Genomic DNA, 20,914 nt, shown 5'->3' with positions numbered 1-20,914 from the left:
GGCTTGGCTTAGGAGGGGCTGAAAATAAAGATGAATTGTTTTGAGATACATAAGGAGAAGGGGAAACTACGGAATGGAATTATTAAAAAAGTTAGAATGTAGTATTAATAATATGATTAAAAAACACAAAAAAGGATTGAAGAGAAAGATTGCAACATTTTGGATTGGAATGGCGATTTTCAGTCTTATGGCTGGACTACCCTCTTCATTCGCCTTGTCTGATTCCGGTCGTACCATTACTTCAATTCTTGATCGGAATGACTATTTGCTGGATGACGGCACAATCTGGTCTAAAAACAATATTAACGGAACATGGACACAAAATCGTAATCTGATTGGCATTTCAAAATTAGATAGTTATTCTATATATGGATGGACTGCAGATGATCAGGTTATTAGGTGGGATAAGGATAATCCAGATAAACCTGTAACGAAACAATTTAAAGGAATTAAGAAGGTATATGGAAATGGATTAGTACTTCTTGAGAATGGGGATCTATATTCGTTCCGTGAGCAGAATAAAGTTTTGGAATCGATTATTGATGTGAGTTTTTATCAGGACTATTCTGGAAAATATTCTTCCTATGGTGCCTTGTCTTCTTCGGGAGATATATACTACGATAATTACAACAAACCACAGAAGGCTGACAATGTAACCAACGGTAAGGCGATTGCTATGAATAGTTCTTATGCAGCGGTGCTGAAAGATGATGGTTCTGTAGTTGTCGTGACTACGTTGTATAAGGAAAAGCAGGTTACCGTTACGAACGATGTACAATCAATGATTTGGTGGGGAGGAACACACAAACTACTCACAGTGAAAAAGGATGGAACAGTTTGGAGTTATAAACGATCTTCCCAATATAAAGAAGAGCAATTATCGGGGTTAAGTAATGTGTCTCGTATGGTGTATTCTTTTGATTTTGATGAATTATATGCACAGTTAAAGGATGGAACATGGGTTTCATATAAAGATGGCAAAGTGATGTCATTATCGGCTCCGGAACTAAGTCAAGTGACGCTGACTGCATCTACGAACGAAGCTAATATCGGGGATACAGTCACACTTACTGTTCAGGAGAATTATAGCAACGGGTTCAAAACGAAACGTACCCCTTTACCCGAGGAAGTTACAATAGAGCAACCACAGATTGCACAATTGCAAAAGGATGGTAAGTTAAAAGCAACGGGGATAGGAACGACGAACATAACAGTAAAGTTAGGTGATAAGTCTTCCAATCTTCAACTTACAGTTAATACCGAGCAGAGTTTGACAGGGGCTGAACTTTTAAACGGAGATGTCTATTTGCCTGTACAAGCTGTCTTTAAAACACTGGGGGCCAAAATCGATGTTCAAGGCGATCAATTTAAGGTTCAGATGGGCGACAGTCTCATCACATTAACAAAGGGAAGCCCGGTAGCGGAGTTTAATGACAAAGCAGTTACAATGAAAGGCAAGGTACAGACAATCAACGGGCAGACTGTATTTCCTGCGGAGTTGTTAAAACAGGTTGCAGGTATACAGGTGAATTGGGATGCTACGTTGAAACAGGCCAAAGTGTTCGTTGGAAATTCTGTTATTGTAGTAGAATCGAAAGACACACTTGCTTTGATTAAGAAACAAGAGCTTGGCAATCTAAGTCGGTTTATTGGTAAGTCTTATTGGATTAACAATACTACCTATTTGGGACAGCGTTTTAGTAAAGTAACTATCACAGATATTCAAATTGAAAAAGGGAATTACGGTAATCGAAGCTACTCTATCGTTTTCCGTAATGCCAAGAGCAAAACAGTCATTGCTTTTGCAGGCGTTTCCCCTTCTAGGGTTACCGAGATGTTAGCGAATTCCGATCAATTTTTCTCCTACGATCCCTATAAGAAATTTAATTGGTCTTCGGCTACATGGAAGAAAATAATCGCGGGTGAAGTAGCCGTAGGGATGAACACCACACAAGTACGTCTGGCATGGGGAGCTCCAAACAATATTACGTATGATACAATTTCAAAAGGGAAGATTGAGGTTTGGGTATACTCAAGCACCTCGGGGATCAGAGCTTTGGGTTTCCTTAATGGAAAGCTCATGAACGTCTATTAATTTTCGAATCATCATACAGCTCAACTTTTGTTAATTACTATAAACACAAGAAAAAGCCCTGTTCTCCATAACTCTCTTCAAAAGAGAATTAAGAGAAAGGGCTTTTTTCATATTCGTTCTGATTACTGAATATAAATGGGAATATTGAATTATTCCACGCCGTCCTTGAAATGTTTATCCCAATGTTTATCACCTTTGTGCAAAATGTCTTCAACGGTTTTTTCGAGTGTCGCCAGTAGTTGTGCTCTGACATCCAGTACCGTTTCTCTGTACAAGCGTTCTTCCGATCCGACGATTTTATCGCCGTATAACGCCTGCGCAGCTACATATTTCCGATGTTCCTCAACCAGGGTGTCGATTGATTCCAAAGCGTGCTCCACAAAGTGGGAAATGCTTTGATATTCCTTTGGCATTTGTTCTTTTAATTGTTGAATTTTCGCTAGAGCTGGCATGCTCATCACCTCGTCTTATGAATGTAAATTTACAATACACCATTTTCATGAAAAATGCATTAAAAAAAGCTTAAATTTGGACAAATTTCGACTTTTTTTATTTTTAGGCCTTTAAAAGTACTTAACCATAATGTATGCCGTTGCATTTATTTTGAGTCGTGTAAGTACTGGAATTCGTGATGTCAGACGTTTGATGACTACGTTTGCATTTTCTGTTATTCTAAGATAAGATTCGGCGGCCCTTATACATATGCCGTTATTTTGTGATGGAAAATTAAAATATACTTAACTTTGCAACAATTTTATCGATGATTACGTCAGTAAGGTTGCAGGGAGAGGGGGATCCTTTGTGGTAGAGCCGGAACTCATCAGAGCCGCTCAATCGGGCGATCGCGACGCTCTAATTACCCTATTGCGGGAGATTGAACAGCACGTCTATCGGACCGCATATTACATTCTAAATAATGAACAGGACGCCTTGGATGCTGCGCAGGAAGCGTTGATCCGCATTTACACCAAGATTAATTCTTATGAAGAAAAAGCCCAGTTCAAAACCTGGGTGCAACGCATCGTAACGAATATCTGCATTGACAAGTTCAGAAGAACCAAGCCATCGGTGTCCATAGATGAGCATGAAATGGTTTTTCAGGATAAGCAGGATGTAGAATTTGAAGTGATGTCTACTTATGTAGCCAAGGACATTCAAGATGCGATCAACAAGTTGCCAGAGCATCATCGGACCGTCATTGTTCTAAGATATTTGCAAGATTTATCCTATAACGAAATTGCGGATTGTCTCGATCTTCCGCTAAATACGGTAAAGTCTTACTTATTTAGAGCCAGACAACAGTTACAAAATCTACTACAGGAGTATCAGAAAGGTGGTGTGACAGGATGAAATGCGAAGAGGTGGTGGAATGGATGCACCGGTATCTGGATCATGATCTGGGCGAGGCGGAAACGACGCAGATGCTACAGCATGTGGCCAAGTGTCCGGAGTGCGCCGAAAATTTTAGTATGCTCAGAGCTCTATCCAGGGAACTGGAAGATTTGCCGCAAGTAAGCCCGAAGTTCAGTCTGGTTGATGCGATTATGCCTCAATTGGATGCGATTGACGAAGCGCGAAAAGAACAAAGCAGTACCGTGCAAGAAATGAGTCCTGTCCCTGCGGCATTTGAGAGTCTAAAGCGCTCAAGTTCTAGTGAGCAGAAAGCGAAAACCAAATGGCTTAATTCGATGGTGGGACGGATGTCTGTGGGTGCAGCGGCCGCGGCTGTTGTATTGGGATTTGCCATCTGGGGATATCAGCCAGAGCAGATTGAGAATGCAGATTCGATGCTTATGAGCTCGGGGGCACCGCAAGATAGCTACAGTGAAGAGCAGTCTGCACAGAGGATGTATCTGAAAAGCGATCAAGGAGACATAAGGAACCAAGCAGAAGGCAGTGCGATTGCGCCTGACTCGTCAAATGATCCGGTGACGGAAGGTTCAATGCAACCGAATGCGGATCAACCTGACGAGAGCAACGGAACAGAACTTAAAACTCCAGAAGCTCCAGGTGATCAAGAGTCAGTAAAACCTTCCGCAGAAGGGCCGTCATCTCAAGACAAAGGCAAGCAAGAGGTAAATTCAAGTCCTTCTTCTGACTCTGGTAATACTCAGAAGAGCATGGATTCAGGTCAGGGAACGGAGCAGAAAAAGCCGGATACAAGTGAAGGTAGTGCCTCCACTCCTAATGACAAGGATGGAAGAAGTGCGTCCGAATCAAACGATGAGCTCGACGAGACATTTTCGGCTCAAACGATCATTCCAAACCAGGATACCCCGGCTCAAGGCAGTGAAACTGACAATGCAGGAACTGGAACGGAATCGGGTGCCACTGGAGGTCAGCAGGGACTAATGGCTCCTGAACAGGGAATCGCTGCACCGACAGGGACAAAAGAATGGAAATCACCGGATGGTTCTTATGTTGTTATGCTACTCGGTGACCAGTTAAGTATTTATGCGAAATCTGCGAATGATCCGGATGTTCTGAATCTGATTGAGCAACGGAGTGTAGAAGGTACGTTAAAGTCGGGAAGTTGGTCCAAAGACAGCCAGCAGTTCAATTATGAAATGGACAAAGACGGAGCGACTACAAAGGATACCTTCAAAGTCAGTACCTCATCTAATGTATCACCTGCGAAATAGCTCCATTATAAGGTTTCTGCAGGGCAATTAGAGAGAACCTTTTCTAATGAACAAGCATATACTGGATCTAACTAAAGAACGTCCTATCTCTGATCCAACAACTGACGTCGTATGACCGCACGCCAGCTATTTCTAGAATGGCTGTGCCTGCGTTTATATAGATGCAGAACAGTGGGCCTTTATCCATACATGGATGAAGGTCCCTTTGTTGTCTTGTGTATTTTCTGGTAGGATAAAAGGGATAAGGAGGCACGGTGGATGGATGTAAAAAGCGCAACAAAGGCAATACGCAGCGGAGAAACTGCGCCAATCTATGTGCTGTATGGAACGGAGAAGTACCAGATACAGCAGTTCACAGAGATGTTAAAAACGCATGTTATTGAAGAGGAGCATCAGGATTTTGCGGTTATTCCCTATGATCTCTCCGAAACACCGATCGAGGTTGTTGTGGAAGAAGCAGAGACGGTTCCCTTTCTCGTTCCGCGCAAATTGATTATTGTAAGGGACACCAGTTTGTTTACCGCGGGAAAGGAATCCAAAATAGAGCATCAGGTGGATCGCTTGATTACATATATGGATAATCCCGCTGATTACAGCACGATCGTTTTTTTGGCGCAAGGAGATAAGTTGGATGAGCGGAAGAAACTAGTAAAAGCAGCCAAGAAACAAGCGGTTGTGTTGGCCTTTGCACCGCTAAGTGGAGAAGAATTGGTCCAATGGATTGTGAAACTCGCGAAACAGAGAGAGGTAACCTTTGAAGCTGGGGCAGCAGATACGCTAATCAGTTATGCTGGAACGGGACTGCAAGGGTTATCTGCCGAAGTGGATAAGCTTTGTTTGTTTGCAGGAAACGGAGGAACGATTCGCCGCGCAGATATCGAGTCACTGGTGGCTCGTAGCACGGAGCAGAACGTATTTGCACTTGTGGAGGAACTGGCTAATCTGAGGTTAGAAAAAGCACTTGCACTCTTTTATGAACTTTTGAAGCAACGTGAAGAACCGATCAAGATTGCAGCGCTGATTGCGCGGCAGTTCCGTATTATGATTCAGGTCAAGGAACTTGGGCAACAAAGTTACTCACAGCAGCAGATCGCCAGTCAACTTGGCTTGCATCCGTACGCTATCAAAATTGCCGGGGAACAGGCTCGGAAATTCGATGCTGACCGGTTGCGAAAGATTTTGAGTCACTTGAGTGAGCTGGATTATCAGATGAAAACAGGAGCCGTGGATAAGGTTCTTGGCCTGGAGTTATTTTTGTTAAGACTTGGAGCATAGCCGTAGGCAAAAACAAAAAAACAACCTGAGAGTTCTCCATCTGTTGATATTTCAACAGATGATCAGAGATGTTCAGGTTGTTTTTTTATGGTATGTTCTTTTACTTGGCGGAACAGATGCTAAAAAATCCTGAAAGCCCATGCTGTTCAGGATTTTTCCATTGGTTCGTATAAGTAACGCTTCTTACGCTTGTGCGGAAAGAGCGTTCAGTTTTTTCGCCAAGCGAGACTTTTTGCGTGCAGCTGCATTTTTGTGAACCAGACCTTTAGTTACAGCCTTGTCCAGCTTTTTGGAAGCAGCTTGAATCGCAGCTTTAGCAGTGTCAACTTCGTTGCTTACCAGAGCAGCATCAGCAGCTTTAACAGCTGTGCGGAGTGCAGACTTCTGAGAAGCGTTGAGTGCGCGGCGCTTGTCGCTCGTTTTTACGCGTTTAACAGCGGATTTGATGTTTGGCATTACATTCACCTCCTGTAAGGCATTCGCATGAATACAAACGTTTCACAACTTAAAATATTCTATCACGCTAGCATGTAAATTGCAACAGATTTTGCATCGTTGTTTGGTATGTTGCATAAAGCCCGCCTTTTTCCCACACAATATGCTCAAATGGAATAAGGGAGGCAGGGACACAGATGACACTGGATTTACAAAATTATACCGTACGTACCGATTTGGCCATTGACTCCAAAGAAATGGCACAAGGCAGTCAGAAACAGACGATCCCCGGATTACGTGAGGATGTAGATAAGAAAGAGGGCATTACGATTACACGGATTGATGTGTTGAATGATGAAGCAGCGAAAGCCATAGGGCGTGTAAAAGGCCATTATGTCACACTTGAGGTGCCCTCCCTTCGCAACGGAGATACTGAACTGCAGGAACGGGTAGCCGCCGAATTCACACGAGAAATGGAAGCGTTTATGACCAAGGCGGGCATCGGCAAGGATTCCAAGGTACTGATCGTAGGTCTCGGCAACCTGAATGTAACTCCAGATTCTCTTGGTCCGTTGGTTGTAGAGAATTTGATGGTTACCCGGCAGTATTTTGAATTGGTACCAGATCAGGTGGCGCCTGGATATCGTGAGGTCAGTGCTATTGCTCCGGGTGTGCTTGGTACAACGGGAATCGAGTCAAGTGACATTGTGCAGGGCATTGTTGAGCGTACCCGTCCTGATGCCATTATCGCCATTGATGCGCTCGCTTCCCGCTCACTTGAACGAGTGAATACAACGATTCAGGTGGCTGATATCGGGATTCATCCTGGTTCTGGTATTGGTAACAAACGTCGTGGATTAACGAAGGAAATTCTGGGTGTTCCCTGCATTGCCATCGGTGTGCCAACGGTATGTTATGCTTCGACCATCGTGAACAACGTCATCGAAATGATGCGTTCTCACTTTCGTCAGGAAACTGATCAGACAAAACAAATCATGGGTATGCTCGATGACATCGGTGAAGAGGATCGTTTGAGTCTGGTAAAAGAAGTGCTTGAACCGCTCGGACATGACCTGATCGTAACTCCGAAAGAAATTGATGAGTTCATTGAAGGCATAGCGAATGTCATTGCAACCGGACTTAATGCGGCTCTTCACGAAGCAGTAAACCCTGATAACGTTGCGGCTTACACACACTAGAGCAAATCCCCTAATATGGAACGGAGAAGAAGGTCCGAATCTATCGGACTTTCTTTTTTTTGTCCACTTTATCTTTCTACTTCCTGTTCTATCAAATCGAATACTCTCATAGAGTTGAAGTATAAGAGTTGTTCTGCAAGGGAAGGAGACATAAGAATGAACAAGATATTGGCATGGAACATTGGTAAGTGGAAAAAAAGATGTCTGCATGTGCTGGCCATGGGCCGTACACTGTTGCTGCTTATGATCATATCTGCCCTCTTTTTTGTTGCACTCGGGCTCGGAGGCATGGCGGAAAAAAGGTTGAATAGTTCCCCGGTTTCTTCCATGAAGGGATTTGCAGGTTCAGTCTCAAGCCGCTTTTTTGTGGACATGTTGGGTATGGAAGTGCCTCATCTTACTCAGAAGGAACAGAACACTGCAATTTCCGGTGAAAATCTAACTTCTTTTGTGTTTCAATTGCTCACGAATGTGAATCCTCAAGATCCCAAAAGTTTAATCGCACGTGAAATGCCAGGCATGGGTGCAAATCAGCCCGTTCTGCTTAGACCAGGCTCTGGCAATACCAAGGCAGAAGCACCTGAAGATTATCAGCCAGGTCCAGGCCTGACAGAAACAGCCTCATCAGGTGAAGGTAAGCCAGGAAGTGAACTGCATGTTCCCCCGGGTAAGGATGATCCAGACGTTTCCAGTGAGGATGATCCGGGAAAGGGTACAGTCGATGAAGATCCACCAGCAAAAGGGAATGGGCAAGACAAGGGGAACCCGGCCATTACGAGAAAATCCGTCCTTATCTATCACTCGCATCCGCGTGAAGGATATAATCCACTGCTAGGCACGGATAGCGATAATCCATCTTCCGGTAAAGCGACAGGTAATGTTTTTCAAGTGGGAACCTATCTATCGGATAGCTTGGAGAAGCTGGGCGTCGGAGTAGAGCATGCGAAGGAAGATTATCAAACGAAAATCAAAGATTACAATTGGAACTTTTCCTATAAATATTCCAGACAGACTGTCAAAGCGGCGCTTGCTCAGAATGACGATCTGACCTATCTAATTGATATTCACCGCGATTCCCAGCGACATAAAAAAACGACAACCACCATCGGTGATCAGAGTTATGCCAAGGTATATTTTATTATCGGACATGAGAATCCAAATTGGCGTAAAAATGAAGCCTTTGCTGCGAAAATCCACAAAAAGCTGGAAGCGAAGTATCCGGGGGTATCCCGAGGGGTGTGGGGGAAGAATGGCGGAGGAGGCAACAATGGAGAATATAACCAAACGCTTTCCCCGAACAGCATTCTCATCGAAATCGGTGGCATTGACAATACGGCAGCTGAGCTGAAACGAACGTCCAAAATTCTGGCGGATATGATCGCGGAAGTATACTGGGACGAGCAGAACGTAGATAAAGCAAGCGCAAAACCGGTATCCAAGGGCGGATAAATTATAGAAGAAGGGAGATCTGAGGGATGTCCAGATTTGGCAAAAAAATGCTGTCTGTCAGTGTGCTTATGTTGCTTGGTGTATTGCTTGGCATGCAGCTGGCAGGCAGTGGTTTTCAGCATAACAACCCTGTGGAAAGTGTCCCCGTAGTGGCGACCACAGAAACCGCACCTGAGAAAAATACAACTGTATCCACTGAGCCTGTGCAGACCGAGGTTAAAAAGCCGTTTGTTCCTGTCCAGACCCCGAGCCAGGTGCTTGGGGCAGACCAGCACAAGGCCCCGGTGGATGTGCTGGCGGAAAAAACGGCTGGATTGCTGCAAAACTTGTCAAACAGCGGCATCAAGTGGGTGGTCTCTCTTTTTGGCGGAGTAGATGAATAGAAGCGGGCGGATTAAAGGAAAACTAAACCTCCGGGGCACTCTTCAAGTAACTTTATTATAAAAGTAAAATCATCATGGGATTGATGCACCTTGAAGCAACTGTTATAATGAAGTGATTGACACTAGGCTGTTTCTGGGGGTAAGGAATGACTGACATTCGGGAAAGACAACGTAAAATTCGTAACTTTTCAATTATTGCACATATAGATCACGGTAAATCAACACTTGCGGACCGGATCTTGGAGTACACAGGTGCGCTGACATCACGTGAAATGCAGGAGCAAGTACTGGATCAGATGGATCTGGAACGCGAACGCGGAATCACCATTAAACTGCAAGCAGTTGCCCTGAATTACAAAGCGGACGACGGTGAAGAGTATCTACTGAATCTCATTGATACGCCTGGACACGTAGACTTTACGTACGAGGTATCACGTAGTCTTGCTGCATGCGAAGGGGCGTTGCTTGTCGTTGACGCGGCTCAAGGGATCGAAGCGCAGACGCTGGCTAACGTATATCTTGCGCTCGACAACAATCTGGAGATTTTGCCGGTTATCAACAAAATTGACTTGCCAAGTGCTGACCCGGAACGGGTGAAGCAGGAAGTTGAAGATGTTATCGGACTGGATACCAGCAACGCTGTATTGGCTTCGGCCAAAGCCGGCATCGGGATCAAAGAGATTTTGGAGCAAGTGGTACAGAGTGTGCCCGCACCTGTAGGTGATCCGGATCAACCGCTTAAAGCGCTGATTTTTGACTCGCACTATGACCCTTACAAAGGGGTTATCGTGTATGTGCGTGTTATTGACGGTAAAATCAAGGCGGGTTCCAAAATCAAAATGATGGCAACAAACAAATCGTTTGAAGTCATCGAAGTAGGAGCGTTCAAGCCACGCATGACCATTGTGGACGAGCTGAACGTCGGGGATGTAGGATTTATCGTTGCGGGTATCCGTCACGTCGGCGATACTCAAGTCGGGGACACGGTTACTGACGCGAAAAATCCGACACTTGAACCACTGCCCGGTTATCGTAAAATCAATCCAATGGTATATTGCGGTCTGTATCCGATTGAGACATCGGACTATGTGGATCTGCGTGAGGCATTGGAGAAGCTGCAGTTGAACGACGCATCGCTCAGCTTTGAGCCGGAGACTTCCAGCGCGCTGGGCTTTGGATTCCGTTGTGGATTCCTGGGATTGTTGCACATGGACGTTATTCAGGAACGGATTGAGCGCGAGTTCAACATTCCGTTGATCACGACAGCACCGAGCGTAATTTACCACGTAACGCTGACTAACGGCGAGCAGATTCAAATTGATAATCCATCCAACTACCCTGAGGTAGGACGGATTGATTACGTTGAAGAGCCTTATGTGAAGGCTTCAATCATTGTACCGAATGATTACGTGGGAACCATTATGGAATTGTGCCAAAATAAACGTGGCGAATTTATCAATATGGAATATATGGACACAACACGGGTTACGATTACCTATGAGATCCCGTTGTCCGAGATTGTATATGACTTCTTCGACCAGTTGAAATCAAGCACCAAAGGTTATGCTTCGTTTGACTATGAGCTGTCCGGTTACCGCCAGTCGAATCTGGTGAAAATGGACATCCTGCTTAACGGCGAACAAGTCGATGCTTTGTCCTTTATCGTTCACAGAGATCGTGCATACAATCGCGGCCGTATCATCTGTGAGAAACTGCGCGAACTGATTCCGCGGCAAATGTTTGAAGTACCGATTCAGGCGTCTGTGGGCACCAAGGTTGTGGCTCGTGAAACAGTTAAAGCGATGCGTAAAAACGTACTTGCCAAGTGTTACGGCGGTGACATCTCGCGGAAACGGAAACTGCTGGAGAAGCAGAAGGAAGGTAAGAAGCGGATGAAGCAGGTTGGTAACGTAGAAGTGCCACAAGAGGCATTTATGGCGGTACTGAAAATTGATGATTAAAATGCAATCTCTGGGTACATCAAGATCTTGCGTATCAGAGAATGCATTAATAATGCATTTTAGGTACAGCATAGATTGTGTGTATTAAAAATGCATTCTAATAATTTAATTTTGGGTACAGCACAGATTGTGCGTATCGAATTACTGGTAATCAAACTATATAAAGTGAACTATTTTTACACATTAACGGAGAGGACAGAAAAAACCTGAAAAAGCGGAGCGTTCGCCTTTATCACCGGATTTTTCCCTTTTGGGAAAGGGAATCAAAAAAATCTGGGGATAACAGCGATTGGAAGGTTATTCTGTCATTGGAGTGGAATGTGTAAATTGTTAGATCACTTTATATAAATTAACATTTTAGCTGAAAGGGAAGCCAACTGGCTTTCCTTTTTTCAAATCAAGGGGGACTTACCGTGACACTTGCAGCACACAACCAGAAAACAGGTGCGCCCCAAGCGGTGTACCTTCACATTCCATTTTGTACAAATAAATGTTTTTACTGTGACTTTAATTCTTATGTTCTGAAAGATCAGCCCGTGATGCAATACTTGGAGGCACTGGAACGGGAGATGGAACATACCGTCAAGGCGAATCCGCCAGGCGAAATTAAAACGATCTTTGTCGGCGGCGGAACGCCAACCGCATTGAAACCGGACGAGATGGCTTATTTCCTGCGTTCGGTCAAAACCTACTTCCCGAATTGGGCAGACGATATTGAATTTTCGATGGAAGCCAACCCGGGAACGACCGATGCGGAGAAGCTTGCGGCGATGAAAGAGGGCGGTGTTAACCGTGTCAGCTTTGGCGTACAGGCTTTTCAGAATGATCTACTGACGGGCATTGGCCGGATTCATAATACAGATGATGTATATCGCAGTTTAGAGAACGCACGTAAGGCGGGACTGGATAACCTGTCGATTGACCTGATGTTTGGATTGCCAAACCAGACGGTGGAGATGTTGAATGAAAGTATCGATAAAGCGCTGGAACTGGATCTGAAACACTATTCGATCTATAGCCTGAAGGTAGAAGAAAATACACTTTTCCATACCCTGTACCAAAAAAATCAATTACCTCTTCCACACGAAGATGATGAGTTGCAGATGTATCTTCTATTAATGAAGCGCATGAAAGAAGCAGGTTATGAACAGTATGAGATCAGTAACTTTGCCAAACCTGGCTTCGAGAGCCGTCATAATATCACCTATTGGCGCAATGAGGATTATTACGGACTTGGTGCAGGTGCACATGGTTACGTGGGCCGTGAACGCCATATGAACATTAAAGGGATTAATCCTTATGTGGAAGCCTCACGTGCGGGACTGCCTCGTTTGGATCATTTCGAGATTGGCCGTGCGGAAGCGATGGAGGATTACTTAATGGTAGGACTCCGTATGTTGGAGGGCGCTTCATCTTCAAGATTCCATAATCAGTTCGGGGAATCCATGGAGGATGTATTTGCGAAACCGCTGGGCAAAATGTTGCATGCAGGATTGCTTGAGCGGACAGCAGACGGCTTTAAACTGAGTGAACAAGGTATTCTGTTCGGCAATGACGTTTTTGCGGAGTTTATCGGCTCTATATCGCTAAATTCGTAGCTTGAAATTCTATACGCTCTGTTGTATATTTATTCATATTGTTTTACAGGGCGTGTTAATTTAAACAACTACGAAGCTAGCTTTCCTCGGAAAGCGTCGTTATAGGAGGAGAGCTGGATGTCGGTTATATGCAGGAAAGCTGTACCGGAAGATGTTGAACCACTGTTTGAAATGATTAAGGGATATGCAGAGCGTGGGATCATGCTTCCGCGTTCACGGGAAGTACTGCATCGACAGCTGGAGCATTTTGTTGTGGCTGAGGTGGATGGGGTTGTCGTAGGCTGCGGCTCATTATGTCGTCTGGGCAATGACCTGGTGGAAGTAAGATCACTGGGCATTTCAGAGGGGTATAAAGGGCTTGGCATCGGGTCCCGTCTACTTGACCGGCTTGTAGAAGAGGCGGAGAGACAACAGATTCCAAAGGTGATGGCTCTCACGTATGAAGTTTCCTTTTTTCTGAAAAATGGTTTTGCTGTTGTGGAAAAAGAAATCTTCCCTGAGAAAGTATGGACGGACTGTGTTCATTGCAGCAAGCAGGATTGCTGTGACGAGATTGCGGTTCTAAAAGAACTGAATGTGTCAGCGTAGTTATACGTTTATATGAATAAAAAGATAAAGATCACAACCCAAGAAACCTAAGGTTTCAAAGGGCTTGTGGTCTTTTTTTGGTGCTCGTTTTTTTCATATACTTTTCACACACTTATTCCATTATTCTCACACATCCTCTTGTTAAGATGAACTTACATAAGCGATCTGCAAAAAACTTCACAGTGGAACAGTTGAAGAACACGGATAAAAACAAGGTTTTCAACGTACGAAGCAGGGAGTATTGCAGATAGCTCAATCTTAAGAATGAGGTGACCGATCATGAAAAAATGGACAAAACATGTAGCAGCTTTGGTAACAGCGATGAGTGTAATTGGTGGAGCAGGTAGTGCTTTTGCCGCAACGCCTGTTGTGAATTCCGTAAAACCGTCTGAAACACAAAAAGCTGGAGCATCGGCTAGCTCAACGAGCAAATCTACAACAACAAAATCAACAACCACTCCAGCAGCCAAATCTACTGTAGCGCCGACAAAAACGACAGGAGCTAAAGCGGACCCTTCCAAAACAACAGCTACAACCAAGAAGGAAACAACAACTCACAAAGCGAGCGAAGTAACGCATAAAGCCAAAAAGACTGCTCATAAAGCAAAAGTGGCGAAGCATAAAGCGAAAAAAGCTGTGCACAAATCAAAAGTGACTCACAAAGCAAAAAGGGCTTCTCATAAAACAACAGCAATGCATCACAAGGGCAGAAAAACTGCTCATAAAGCAAAAACAGTAACACACAAAGCAAAAACAACGACACATAAAGCCAAAGCTGCGGCTCATAACGCCAAACAGGCTTCACACAAAGCTTCAGCAACAGCAAAGGCTACTGCGCATCAAGCAAAACAAACGGCACACAAAGCGAAAAAAGCCGCTCACAAAATCGCAGCGCACAAAGCAACTTCGCCAAAAACTGGAGTGAAAACAACAACTCCAAAAACAGCAACACATAAAACAGCTACCGTGACAACTCATAAAGCTGCAACATCTGCTACGAAAGCACCAGCCAAAACAAATGTTACAAACAAAAACGAGGCAGCAAAATCAAGCTCATCCCATAAATAAGAAGTTGTGCTCTGATGCTCTCACTGTACCAGATCCAGTCCATAATTTAACGCATCAGTGACATTATGATATACGGCGTACACAGGCGGAGCTCTCTTAGGGGGAACTCCGTCTTTTTCATGTTGAATCGGGTGTTTGTAACGTTATATTTAGGCCATTCATGGAAGTTTGGAATCTGAGTACAGACTCTGTTACATTAGTAGTAATATATTTAATAAAAAACATATCAGAAGTGTTATATTCATGCCGAGGTGAACGCCGATGCCGCATATTTTTGTAGTGGATGATGATCCGTATATTTTGCAACTTATTGCAGGTTATTTGAAGAAGGAACAATATGAAGTGACCTCCTTTGCACACGGCAGAGAGCTGGTCGGGGAAGTGCGCTTGAGAAAGCCGGACTGTTTGATTCTCGACATTATGATGCCAGGGGTTGATGGGCTTACACTCTTGACGGAACTGAGAACCTTCACTGAAATTCCCATTATTATGGTCTCGGCTCGAGGAGAGGAAATTGATCGTTTAAATGGGCTTGAACTGGGATGTAACGATTTTCTGAGCAAACCTTTCAATCCTCGTGAGCTGGTTGCGAGGGTAAAAGGTATGCTTCGTTTGATACACAGCAGTCGTTTATCACAAGGGATTGAACTAAAAGAAACGGAGCGGCATCAGCCTAAGGAAGGGTCGTATTTTAGTATAGGCAACGTGCAGATTTCAGAAGAATTCCGACGTGTCAATGTTAGTGGAGAAGAATTGGGGCTAACCGGAAGGGAATACGAGCTTTTGTTATTTCTATCCCAACACCTGGATCGTCCATTCAGCCGTGAACAGTTGATCCAGCAGGTCTGGAATTATGATTTTTACGGTGAAGTGCGTGTAGTGGATGATCTCGTGAAACGGATTCGTAAAAAGCTTGCACAGGTTCAAGCTACACTGACCATTGATACCGTGTGGGGGTTCGGCTATAAAGCAGCTGTACATACACGATGAAGACAATACGCAGCAAAATGCTGCTCGCCTTGTTTGCAAGTATGCTGGTTACTGTGGCGTTTACGGTACTGTTTTTTATACACCTCTTTGATGATATTTTGCTCAATCAGGTCAAAGAGCAATTAAATGGACAAACGAAGAAGGCTGTCAAGATCATTCGTGTAGATGATCTGGAGGATCTGGACAATGACAGTTTTCGTTTTTTTATTAAAGATATTCTCTTTTATGCGGACTATTTTGTAATTGATGGGCAGGATAAAATTGTCGCCTCAAGCAGTGCGGGGCGTGTGGGGATGAAATTGGAAGGATTTCCAGGTACACACGAAGGGTATATGATTTTAAATGGAAAAAAGGTCCTATACAGTGAGGCTGAGTTGTCACATAAACAGTTTCGAGTGATCTTGTATTCTCCGCTATCGTCACTCAGGGCAATGTACATTCCGTTGTTTCGAACAACCCTTCTGTCGATTGCCGCAAGTTTTGTTGTCATTCTGTTGATAGGATTATTCGCCGTGTGGCGAACGGTACAGCCGCTCAATCGGTTGAAAGAGGCTGTTAACAAGTATGAGCCAAACATGCCTGACAGAGATCAATTCCTACAGGCTGACCATACAGAAATCGGCGAATTGATCCAGACCTTTCAATTAATGAGTAACAGAATTGATGACCATCACCGGCATCAGCTGGAGTTTTTGCAAAATGTATCCCATGAACTTAAGACACCATTGATGTCCATTCAAGGTTACGTGTATGCCATTCAGGATCAGGTCGTATCCACGGATCAGGGACTTGATATTATTGCTACCCAGTCGCAACGCCTCATTGACATGGTTGGAAAACTGATTCAGCTCTCCAGACTGGAAACTGTGGATGAGGAATGGCCTGTGGCAGTCATTGACCTGAAAAACATGGCCGAAGAAGCAGTGTATCTGCTTATGCCAACTGCGCTTCAGCGAGGAATACATTTGACAGCGGAAGCCAATTCGTTCATCGTGGAAACAGCAGGTGAGCAATTGTTTCAGATTTTGCTAAACTTGTTGCAAAATGCTGTGCGCCATACCGAAACGCAAGTGAAATTAACATTGGAACTCTCTGCCGATGATCACGCGGACTGGATTTTTCATGTCGATGATGATGGGCCAGGCTTGAATGAGCATGATGGACAGCATATTTTCCGTCGTTTTTACACAGGAAATAATGGTGTGACAGGATTGGGGCTAACCATTAGCAAGCAACTGGCAACGCGTCTCCATGCAGATTTGGTGTATAGTGACTCACCGCTAGGTGGGGCACGTTTCAGTCTGAGACATTATCCTGCGGAGCGAGAAATCCAGCATCAAGGTGCATAATATACGTTATAAGTGAAGGTTATTGGCCTATACTATAAATAGATGATCCCATTCCGCAAACTGACTTGACAATGATCATGTCAGTTTGGTATTTTTGTATTACCGATTAGCACTCATCTAACTTGAGTGCTAACGACATGGGACAGTACAGTCAGAAGGAGGGAATACTCACCATGTTAACAGAGCGTCAACGAATGATTCTGAACGCTATAGTGGATGACTATATCCGTTCAGCTGAGCCCGTAGGGTCCCGAAGCATCTCCAAAAGAGGAGATGTTGGATACAGTCCGGCAACGATTCGTAATGAAATGGCCGACCTTGAAGAGATGGGTTTTCTCGAACAGCCGCATACTTCGGCTGGACGCATTCCTTCTCATAAGGGTTATCGATATTATGTCGACCATTTGGTTCCCTGGAATCAGGTGGAGCCACAGGAACTGGATGATCTAAAGTCATTTTTTGCAGAGAAGCTGAATGTTATGGAACAGGTTATTCAGCATGCTTCCAACATTTTGTCTCATATGACCAATTATACTTCGATTCTGCTTGGACCTGAGGTTTTCCACACCTCACTGCGTCACTTCCAGTTGCTCCCGCTGAATGAGAATGAAGCTGTAGCGATTATTGTGACGAACACCGGTCAGGTGGAAAACAAGACAGTTCAGATCCCACCCGAGATTTCGGTTGCTGAGATGGAGAATGTGGTTCGTCTGTTAAACAGCAAATTGGTAGGCGTACCAATCTACAAGCTGAAGTCACGTCTTTATACCGAGCTGGGCCAAGAGATGGAGCGTCACATTACACGTTATGAGGAAGTTATGCAGGTACTTAATAGCGCGTTTGACAATGAGCATGACAATCGTCTATTCCTCAGCGGCGCTACCAATATGTTGACACAACCTGAGTTCAGAGATGTAGAAAAGGTTAAGGACATTCTAGACTTGTTAGATGAGACACCAACATTAATGAAATTGATGATGCCAGTGCCCGGCGGGTCTGGGATTCAGGTGCGAATTGGCACAGAGAATGATCATGAGGCCTTTGCGAACTGTAGCTTGATTACAGCGTCATATTCGTTGGACGGCGAGGCACTTGGCTCCATTGGAATTCTGGGACCAACCCGCATGGATTATGCACGTGTCATCCATATTCTAAATACATTATCCCGTGATCTTACAACGATGCTGACGACTCGCTTCAAATAAGCAACGGGAATTACGATTCATCGATTCATTCTTATAAGGAGGTGAACATCTTGAAAGAGGAGCAATCATTCACAGAAGAGCAAGAAGTAACAGCCGCTGAGCAGGAACCGGTCAATGAGGCTGCAGCTGCAGAAGCACAGGCTGAGGAGATAACGGATCAGGAGCAAAATGAATTGTCACGTTTGAAAGCAGAGGCTGAGGAAACACAGCAACGTTTTGTACGTGCGCAAGCTGATTTTGATAACTTCCGTCGTCGCACCCAGAAGGAAAAAGAAGAGCTTGCCAAATACGCTTCGATGAAGCTGGTCACCGAACTGGTTCCAGTTATGGATAATTTCGAGCGCGCTATGGCTACTGTACCGGAAGGTACGGAGACTGAATCTTTTGCCAAAGGATTTCAAATGATCTTGCGTCAATTGGAAACCGTGCTGACGAACGAAGGACTGACTCCAATGGAAACCGTTGGACAACCGTTTAATCCTGAATTCCACCAAGCGATTATGCAAGTGGAGAGCGATGAGCATGAAGAAGGCATCGTTGTGGAAGAAGTTCAAAAAGGCTACATGCTGAAAGATAAAGTACTTCGTCCGGCTATGGTTAAGGTAAGTTCTTAATTTAAGCTGAGCAGAGGGACGAGTTTTAATATACAGGTTTTGTACACATAGAGCAGATCACTTACTAACTAACACAATAAGGCTTATAAGTGCCTATTCATTTTAAATTGTTGAGGAGGAAATTTTCCGATGAGCAAAGTAATCGGTATTGACTTAGGAACAACGAACTCATGCGTAGCCGTTATGGAAGGCGGCGAGGCTGTAGTTATTCCAAACCCGGAGGGTGCGCGTACCACTCCTTCCGTTGTAGGTTTCAAAAAGGATGGCGAGCGTGTCGTTGGTGAAACAGCGAAACGTCAAGCGATCACCAACCCGGATCGTACAATTATCTCCATCAAACGTCACATGGGTACATCCCACAAAGAAACGATTGACAGCAAAGATTATTCTCCACAAGAGATCTCTGCAATCATCCTGCAAAAGCTGAAAGCTGATGCTGAAGCATACTTAGGCCAAACGGTAACTCAAGCGGTTATTACCGTTCCAGCTTATTTCAATGACAGTCAGCGTCAAGCGACGAAAGATGCAGGTAAAATCGCAGGTCTGGAAGTACTTCGTATCGTCAATGAGCCAACAGCAGCAGCTTTGGCTTACGGTATGGAAAAATCCGAAGATCAAACGATTCTCGTGTATGACTTGGGTGGCGGTACGTTCGACGTATCCATCTTGGAACTGGGCGATGGTTTCTTCGAAGTTAAAGCGACTAGTGGCGACAACCAACTGGGCGGTGACGACTTCGACCAAGTAATTATCGACTATCTCGTAAATGAATTCAAAAAAGATCAAGGTATTGATCTGAGCAAAGATAAAGCAGCGGTACAACGTTTGAAAGATGCAGCGGAAAAAGCGAAAAAAGAGCTTTCCGGCGTATTGACTACAACGATTTCCCTGCCGTTCATCACGGTTGCTGATGGCGTTCCTCAGCACTTGGAATTAAACCTGAGCCGAGCGAAATTCGAAGAGCTTTCTGCTGGTCTGGTTGAACGTACGCTTGAACCAACTCGCCGTGCATTGAGCGATGCGGGCATGACACCTAACGATATCGATAAAATCGTATTGGTTGGTGGTTCCACTCGTATTCCTGCTGTACAGGAAGCGATCAAAAAACTGACAGGTAAAGAGCCGCACAAAGGTGTTAACCCGGACGAAGTTGTTGCCTTGGGTGCAGCTGTACAAGCGGGCGTACTGACAGGTGACGTGAAAGACGTAGTATTGCTGGACGTAACTCCGCTGTCCCTGGGTATTGAAACTGCAGGTGGCGTATTTACGAAAATGATCGAGCGTAACACGACGATCCCTACAAGCAAATCTCAAGTGTTCTCCACTTATGCAGATAATCAACCTAGCGTTGAGATTCACGTCCTGCAAGGTGAGCGCGAGATGGCAGCTGGCAACAAAACGCTTGGTCGCTTCATGTTGGGAGATATCCCTCCAGCACCACGCGGTGTACCGCAAATCGAAGTTAGCTTCGATATCGATGCTAACGGTATCGTTAACGTGTCTGCAACAGACAAAGGTACAAACAAAACACAAAAAATTACAATCACTTCTTCCAGCGGTCTGAGCGATGCTGAAGTTGAGCAAATGATGAAAGATGCTGAACTTCATGCTGAGGAAGACAGAAAACGTAAAGAGCTTGTAGAAGCGAAAAACAGTGCAGACCAATTGATCTACTCTGTAGACAAAACAATTAAAGATCTTGGTGAAAAGGCAGATGCAGGCGAAGTAGAAAAAGCAAATGCTGCCAAAGAAAAATTGCAAGGCGTACTGGCTTCCGACAATCTGGAAGACATCAAAGCCGCTACAGAAGAACTGACTGAGATTGTTCAACAGTTGTCTGTTAAATTGTATGAGCAAGCTCAAGCTGATGCACAAGCGACTCAAGGTGCTGAAGAGCAACAAGGTTCTGCTAAACGTGACAACGTTGTAGACGCTGATTACGAAGTTGTAGACGAAGATAAAAAATAATTAATTCGCGATAGCCTGCGAGTTAAAACATCGGTGACGTTCGGATTAAAGGGAAAGTCATAGCCGGGGCTCCCGTGCTTTGACTTTCCTTTTGT

The 20,914-nt window shown here is 44.5% G+C and carries 18 protein-coding genes; 16 read left to right on the top strand and 2 right to left on the bottom strand.

Annotation, left to right across the window (positions count from 1 at the left end; all coding sequences use genetic code 11):
- Positions 1-73: 73 nt before the first annotated feature.
- A complete protein-coding gene (locus tag MHI38_RS07965; RefSeq protein WP_339831673.1) occupies positions 74-2,095 on the top strand; it encodes a copper amine oxidase N-terminal domain-containing protein in 2,022 nt (673 codons plus the stop codon).
- 149 nt (positions 2,096-2,244) lie between these two features.
- On the opposite strand, the gene MHI38_RS07960 is transcribed toward MHI38_RS07965, so the two are convergent.
- Complete coding sequence (locus tag MHI38_RS07960) at positions 2,245-2,547, bottom strand: hypothetical protein (protein WP_090914824.1); 303 nt, start codon at positions 2,545-2,547, stop codon at positions 2,245-2,247.
- Between the two features lie 349 nt (positions 2,548-2,896).
- Between MHI38_RS07960 and MHI38_RS07955 the strand changes: the two genes are divergently transcribed.
- The 3 genes from MHI38_RS07955 (at position 2,897) to holA (ending at position 6,012) form a co-directional block, all read left to right on the top strand.
- Positions 2,897-3,445, top strand: a complete 549-nt coding sequence (locus tag MHI38_RS07955) for an RNA polymerase sigma factor (protein ID WP_090914823.1) — start codon at positions 2,897-2,899, stop codon at positions 3,443-3,445.
- The gene (locus tag MHI38_RS07950; RefSeq protein ID WP_154887992.1) at positions 3,442-4,737 is read left to right on the top strand and encodes a zf-HC2 domain-containing protein; all 1,296 of its coding nucleotides are present in this window, start codon (positions 3,442-3,444) and stop codon (positions 4,735-4,737) included. Before MHI38_RS07955 ends, MHI38_RS07950 begins: the two co-directional genes overlap by 4 nt.
- 258 nt (positions 4,738-4,995) lie before the next feature.
- Positions 4,996-6,012, top strand: a complete 1,017-nt coding sequence (holA, locus tag MHI38_RS07945; RefSeq protein WP_308722836.1) for a DNA polymerase III subunit delta — start codon at positions 4,996-4,998, stop codon at positions 6,010-6,012.
- A 183-nt stretch (positions 6,013-6,195) separates the two neighbouring features.
- Here the strand turns inward: holA and rpsT are convergent, their stop codons facing one another.
- Positions 6,196-6,468, bottom strand: coding sequence for a 30S ribosomal protein S20 (rpsT, locus tag MHI38_RS07940; protein ID WP_024628504.1), 273 nt, complete (start codon positions 6,466-6,468; stop codon positions 6,196-6,198).
- A gap of 176 nt (positions 6,469-6,644) precedes the next feature.
- Between rpsT and gpr the strand changes: the two genes are divergently transcribed.
- The 12 genes from gpr to dnaK all read left to right on the top strand — a co-directional run bounded on the left by gpr (position 6,645) and on the right by dnaK (position 20,819).
- Complete coding sequence (gpr, locus tag MHI38_RS07935; RefSeq protein ID WP_154887994.1) at positions 6,645-7,646, top strand: GPR endopeptidase; 1,002 nt, start codon at positions 6,645-6,647, stop codon at positions 7,644-7,646.
- Positions 7,647-7,802: 156 nt separating this feature from the next.
- Positions 7,803-9,095 carry a stage II sporulation protein P gene (locus tag MHI38_RS07930; protein ID WP_154957804.1) on the top strand — a complete coding sequence of 431 codons (1,293 nt, stop codon included), beginning with the start codon at positions 7,803-7,805 and terminating at the stop codon, positions 9,093-9,095.
- A gap of 26 nt (positions 9,096-9,121) precedes the next feature.
- Positions 9,122-9,478: a hypothetical protein gene (locus MHI38_RS07925; RefSeq protein WP_090914809.1), complete on the top strand. Its 357-nt coding sequence runs from the start codon at positions 9,122-9,124 to the stop codon at positions 9,476-9,478.
- 146 nt (positions 9,479-9,624) lie between these two features.
- Positions 9,625-11,439, top strand: a complete 1,815-nt coding sequence (gene lepA / locus MHI38_RS07920) for a translation elongation factor 4 (RefSeq protein ID WP_090914807.1) — start codon at positions 9,625-9,627, stop codon at positions 11,437-11,439.
- A 413-nt stretch (positions 11,440-11,852) separates the two neighbouring features.
- Entirely contained in the window at positions 11,853-13,037 is a 1,185-nt protein-coding gene (gene hemW, locus MHI38_RS07915) for a radical SAM family heme chaperone HemW (RefSeq protein ID WP_145332173.1), read from the top strand.
- A 117-nt stretch (positions 13,038-13,154) separates the two neighbouring features.
- Entirely contained in the window at positions 13,155-13,625 is a 471-nt protein-coding gene (locus MHI38_RS07910) for an N-acetyltransferase (RefSeq protein WP_308722835.1), read from the top strand.
- A gap of 279 nt (positions 13,626-13,904) precedes the next feature.
- Positions 13,905-14,693 carry a hypothetical protein gene (locus MHI38_RS07905; protein WP_341181135.1) on the top strand — a complete coding sequence of 263 codons (789 nt, stop codon included), beginning with the start codon at positions 13,905-13,907 and terminating at the stop codon, positions 14,691-14,693.
- A 261-nt stretch (positions 14,694-14,954) separates the two neighbouring features.
- Entirely contained in the window at positions 14,955-15,683 is a 729-nt protein-coding gene (locus MHI38_RS07900; protein WP_251507280.1) for a response regulator transcription factor, read from the top strand.
- Positions 15,680-17,032 carry a sensor histidine kinase gene (locus MHI38_RS07895; RefSeq protein WP_154957799.1) on the top strand — a complete coding sequence of 451 codons (1,353 nt, stop codon included), beginning with the start codon at positions 15,680-15,682 and terminating at the stop codon, positions 17,030-17,032. The genes MHI38_RS07900 and MHI38_RS07895 overlap by 4 nt, the downstream gene beginning before the upstream one ends.
- 173 nt (positions 17,033-17,205) lie before the next feature.
- On the top strand, positions 17,206-18,237 hold the full coding sequence (gene hrcA, locus MHI38_RS07890; RefSeq protein WP_090914795.1) for a heat-inducible transcriptional repressor HrcA: 1,032 nt from the start codon (positions 17,206-17,208) through the stop codon (positions 18,235-18,237).
- A 23-nt stretch (positions 18,238-18,260) separates the two neighbouring features.
- Positions 18,261-18,851 carry a nucleotide exchange factor GrpE gene (gene grpE, locus MHI38_RS07885; protein ID WP_139168822.1) on the top strand — a complete coding sequence of 197 codons (591 nt, stop codon included), beginning with the start codon at positions 18,261-18,263 and terminating at the stop codon, positions 18,849-18,851.
- Positions 18,852-18,980: 129 nt separating this feature from the next.
- Positions 18,981-20,819, top strand: a complete 1,839-nt coding sequence (gene dnaK, locus MHI38_RS07880; protein WP_090914791.1) for a molecular chaperone DnaK — start codon at positions 18,981-18,983, stop codon at positions 20,817-20,819.
- Positions 20,820-20,914: the final 95 nt, after the last annotated feature.

The organism is Paenibacillus sp. FSL K6-1558, from assembly GCF_038002565.1.
In the GTDB taxonomy this organism is placed as follows: Bacteria; Bacillota; Bacilli; order Paenibacillales; family Paenibacillaceae; genus Paenibacillus; species Paenibacillus polysaccharolyticus.
The sequence above is the reverse complement of the archived record's forward strand: the minus strand, read 5'-3'. Positions and strand labels throughout refer to the sequence as shown.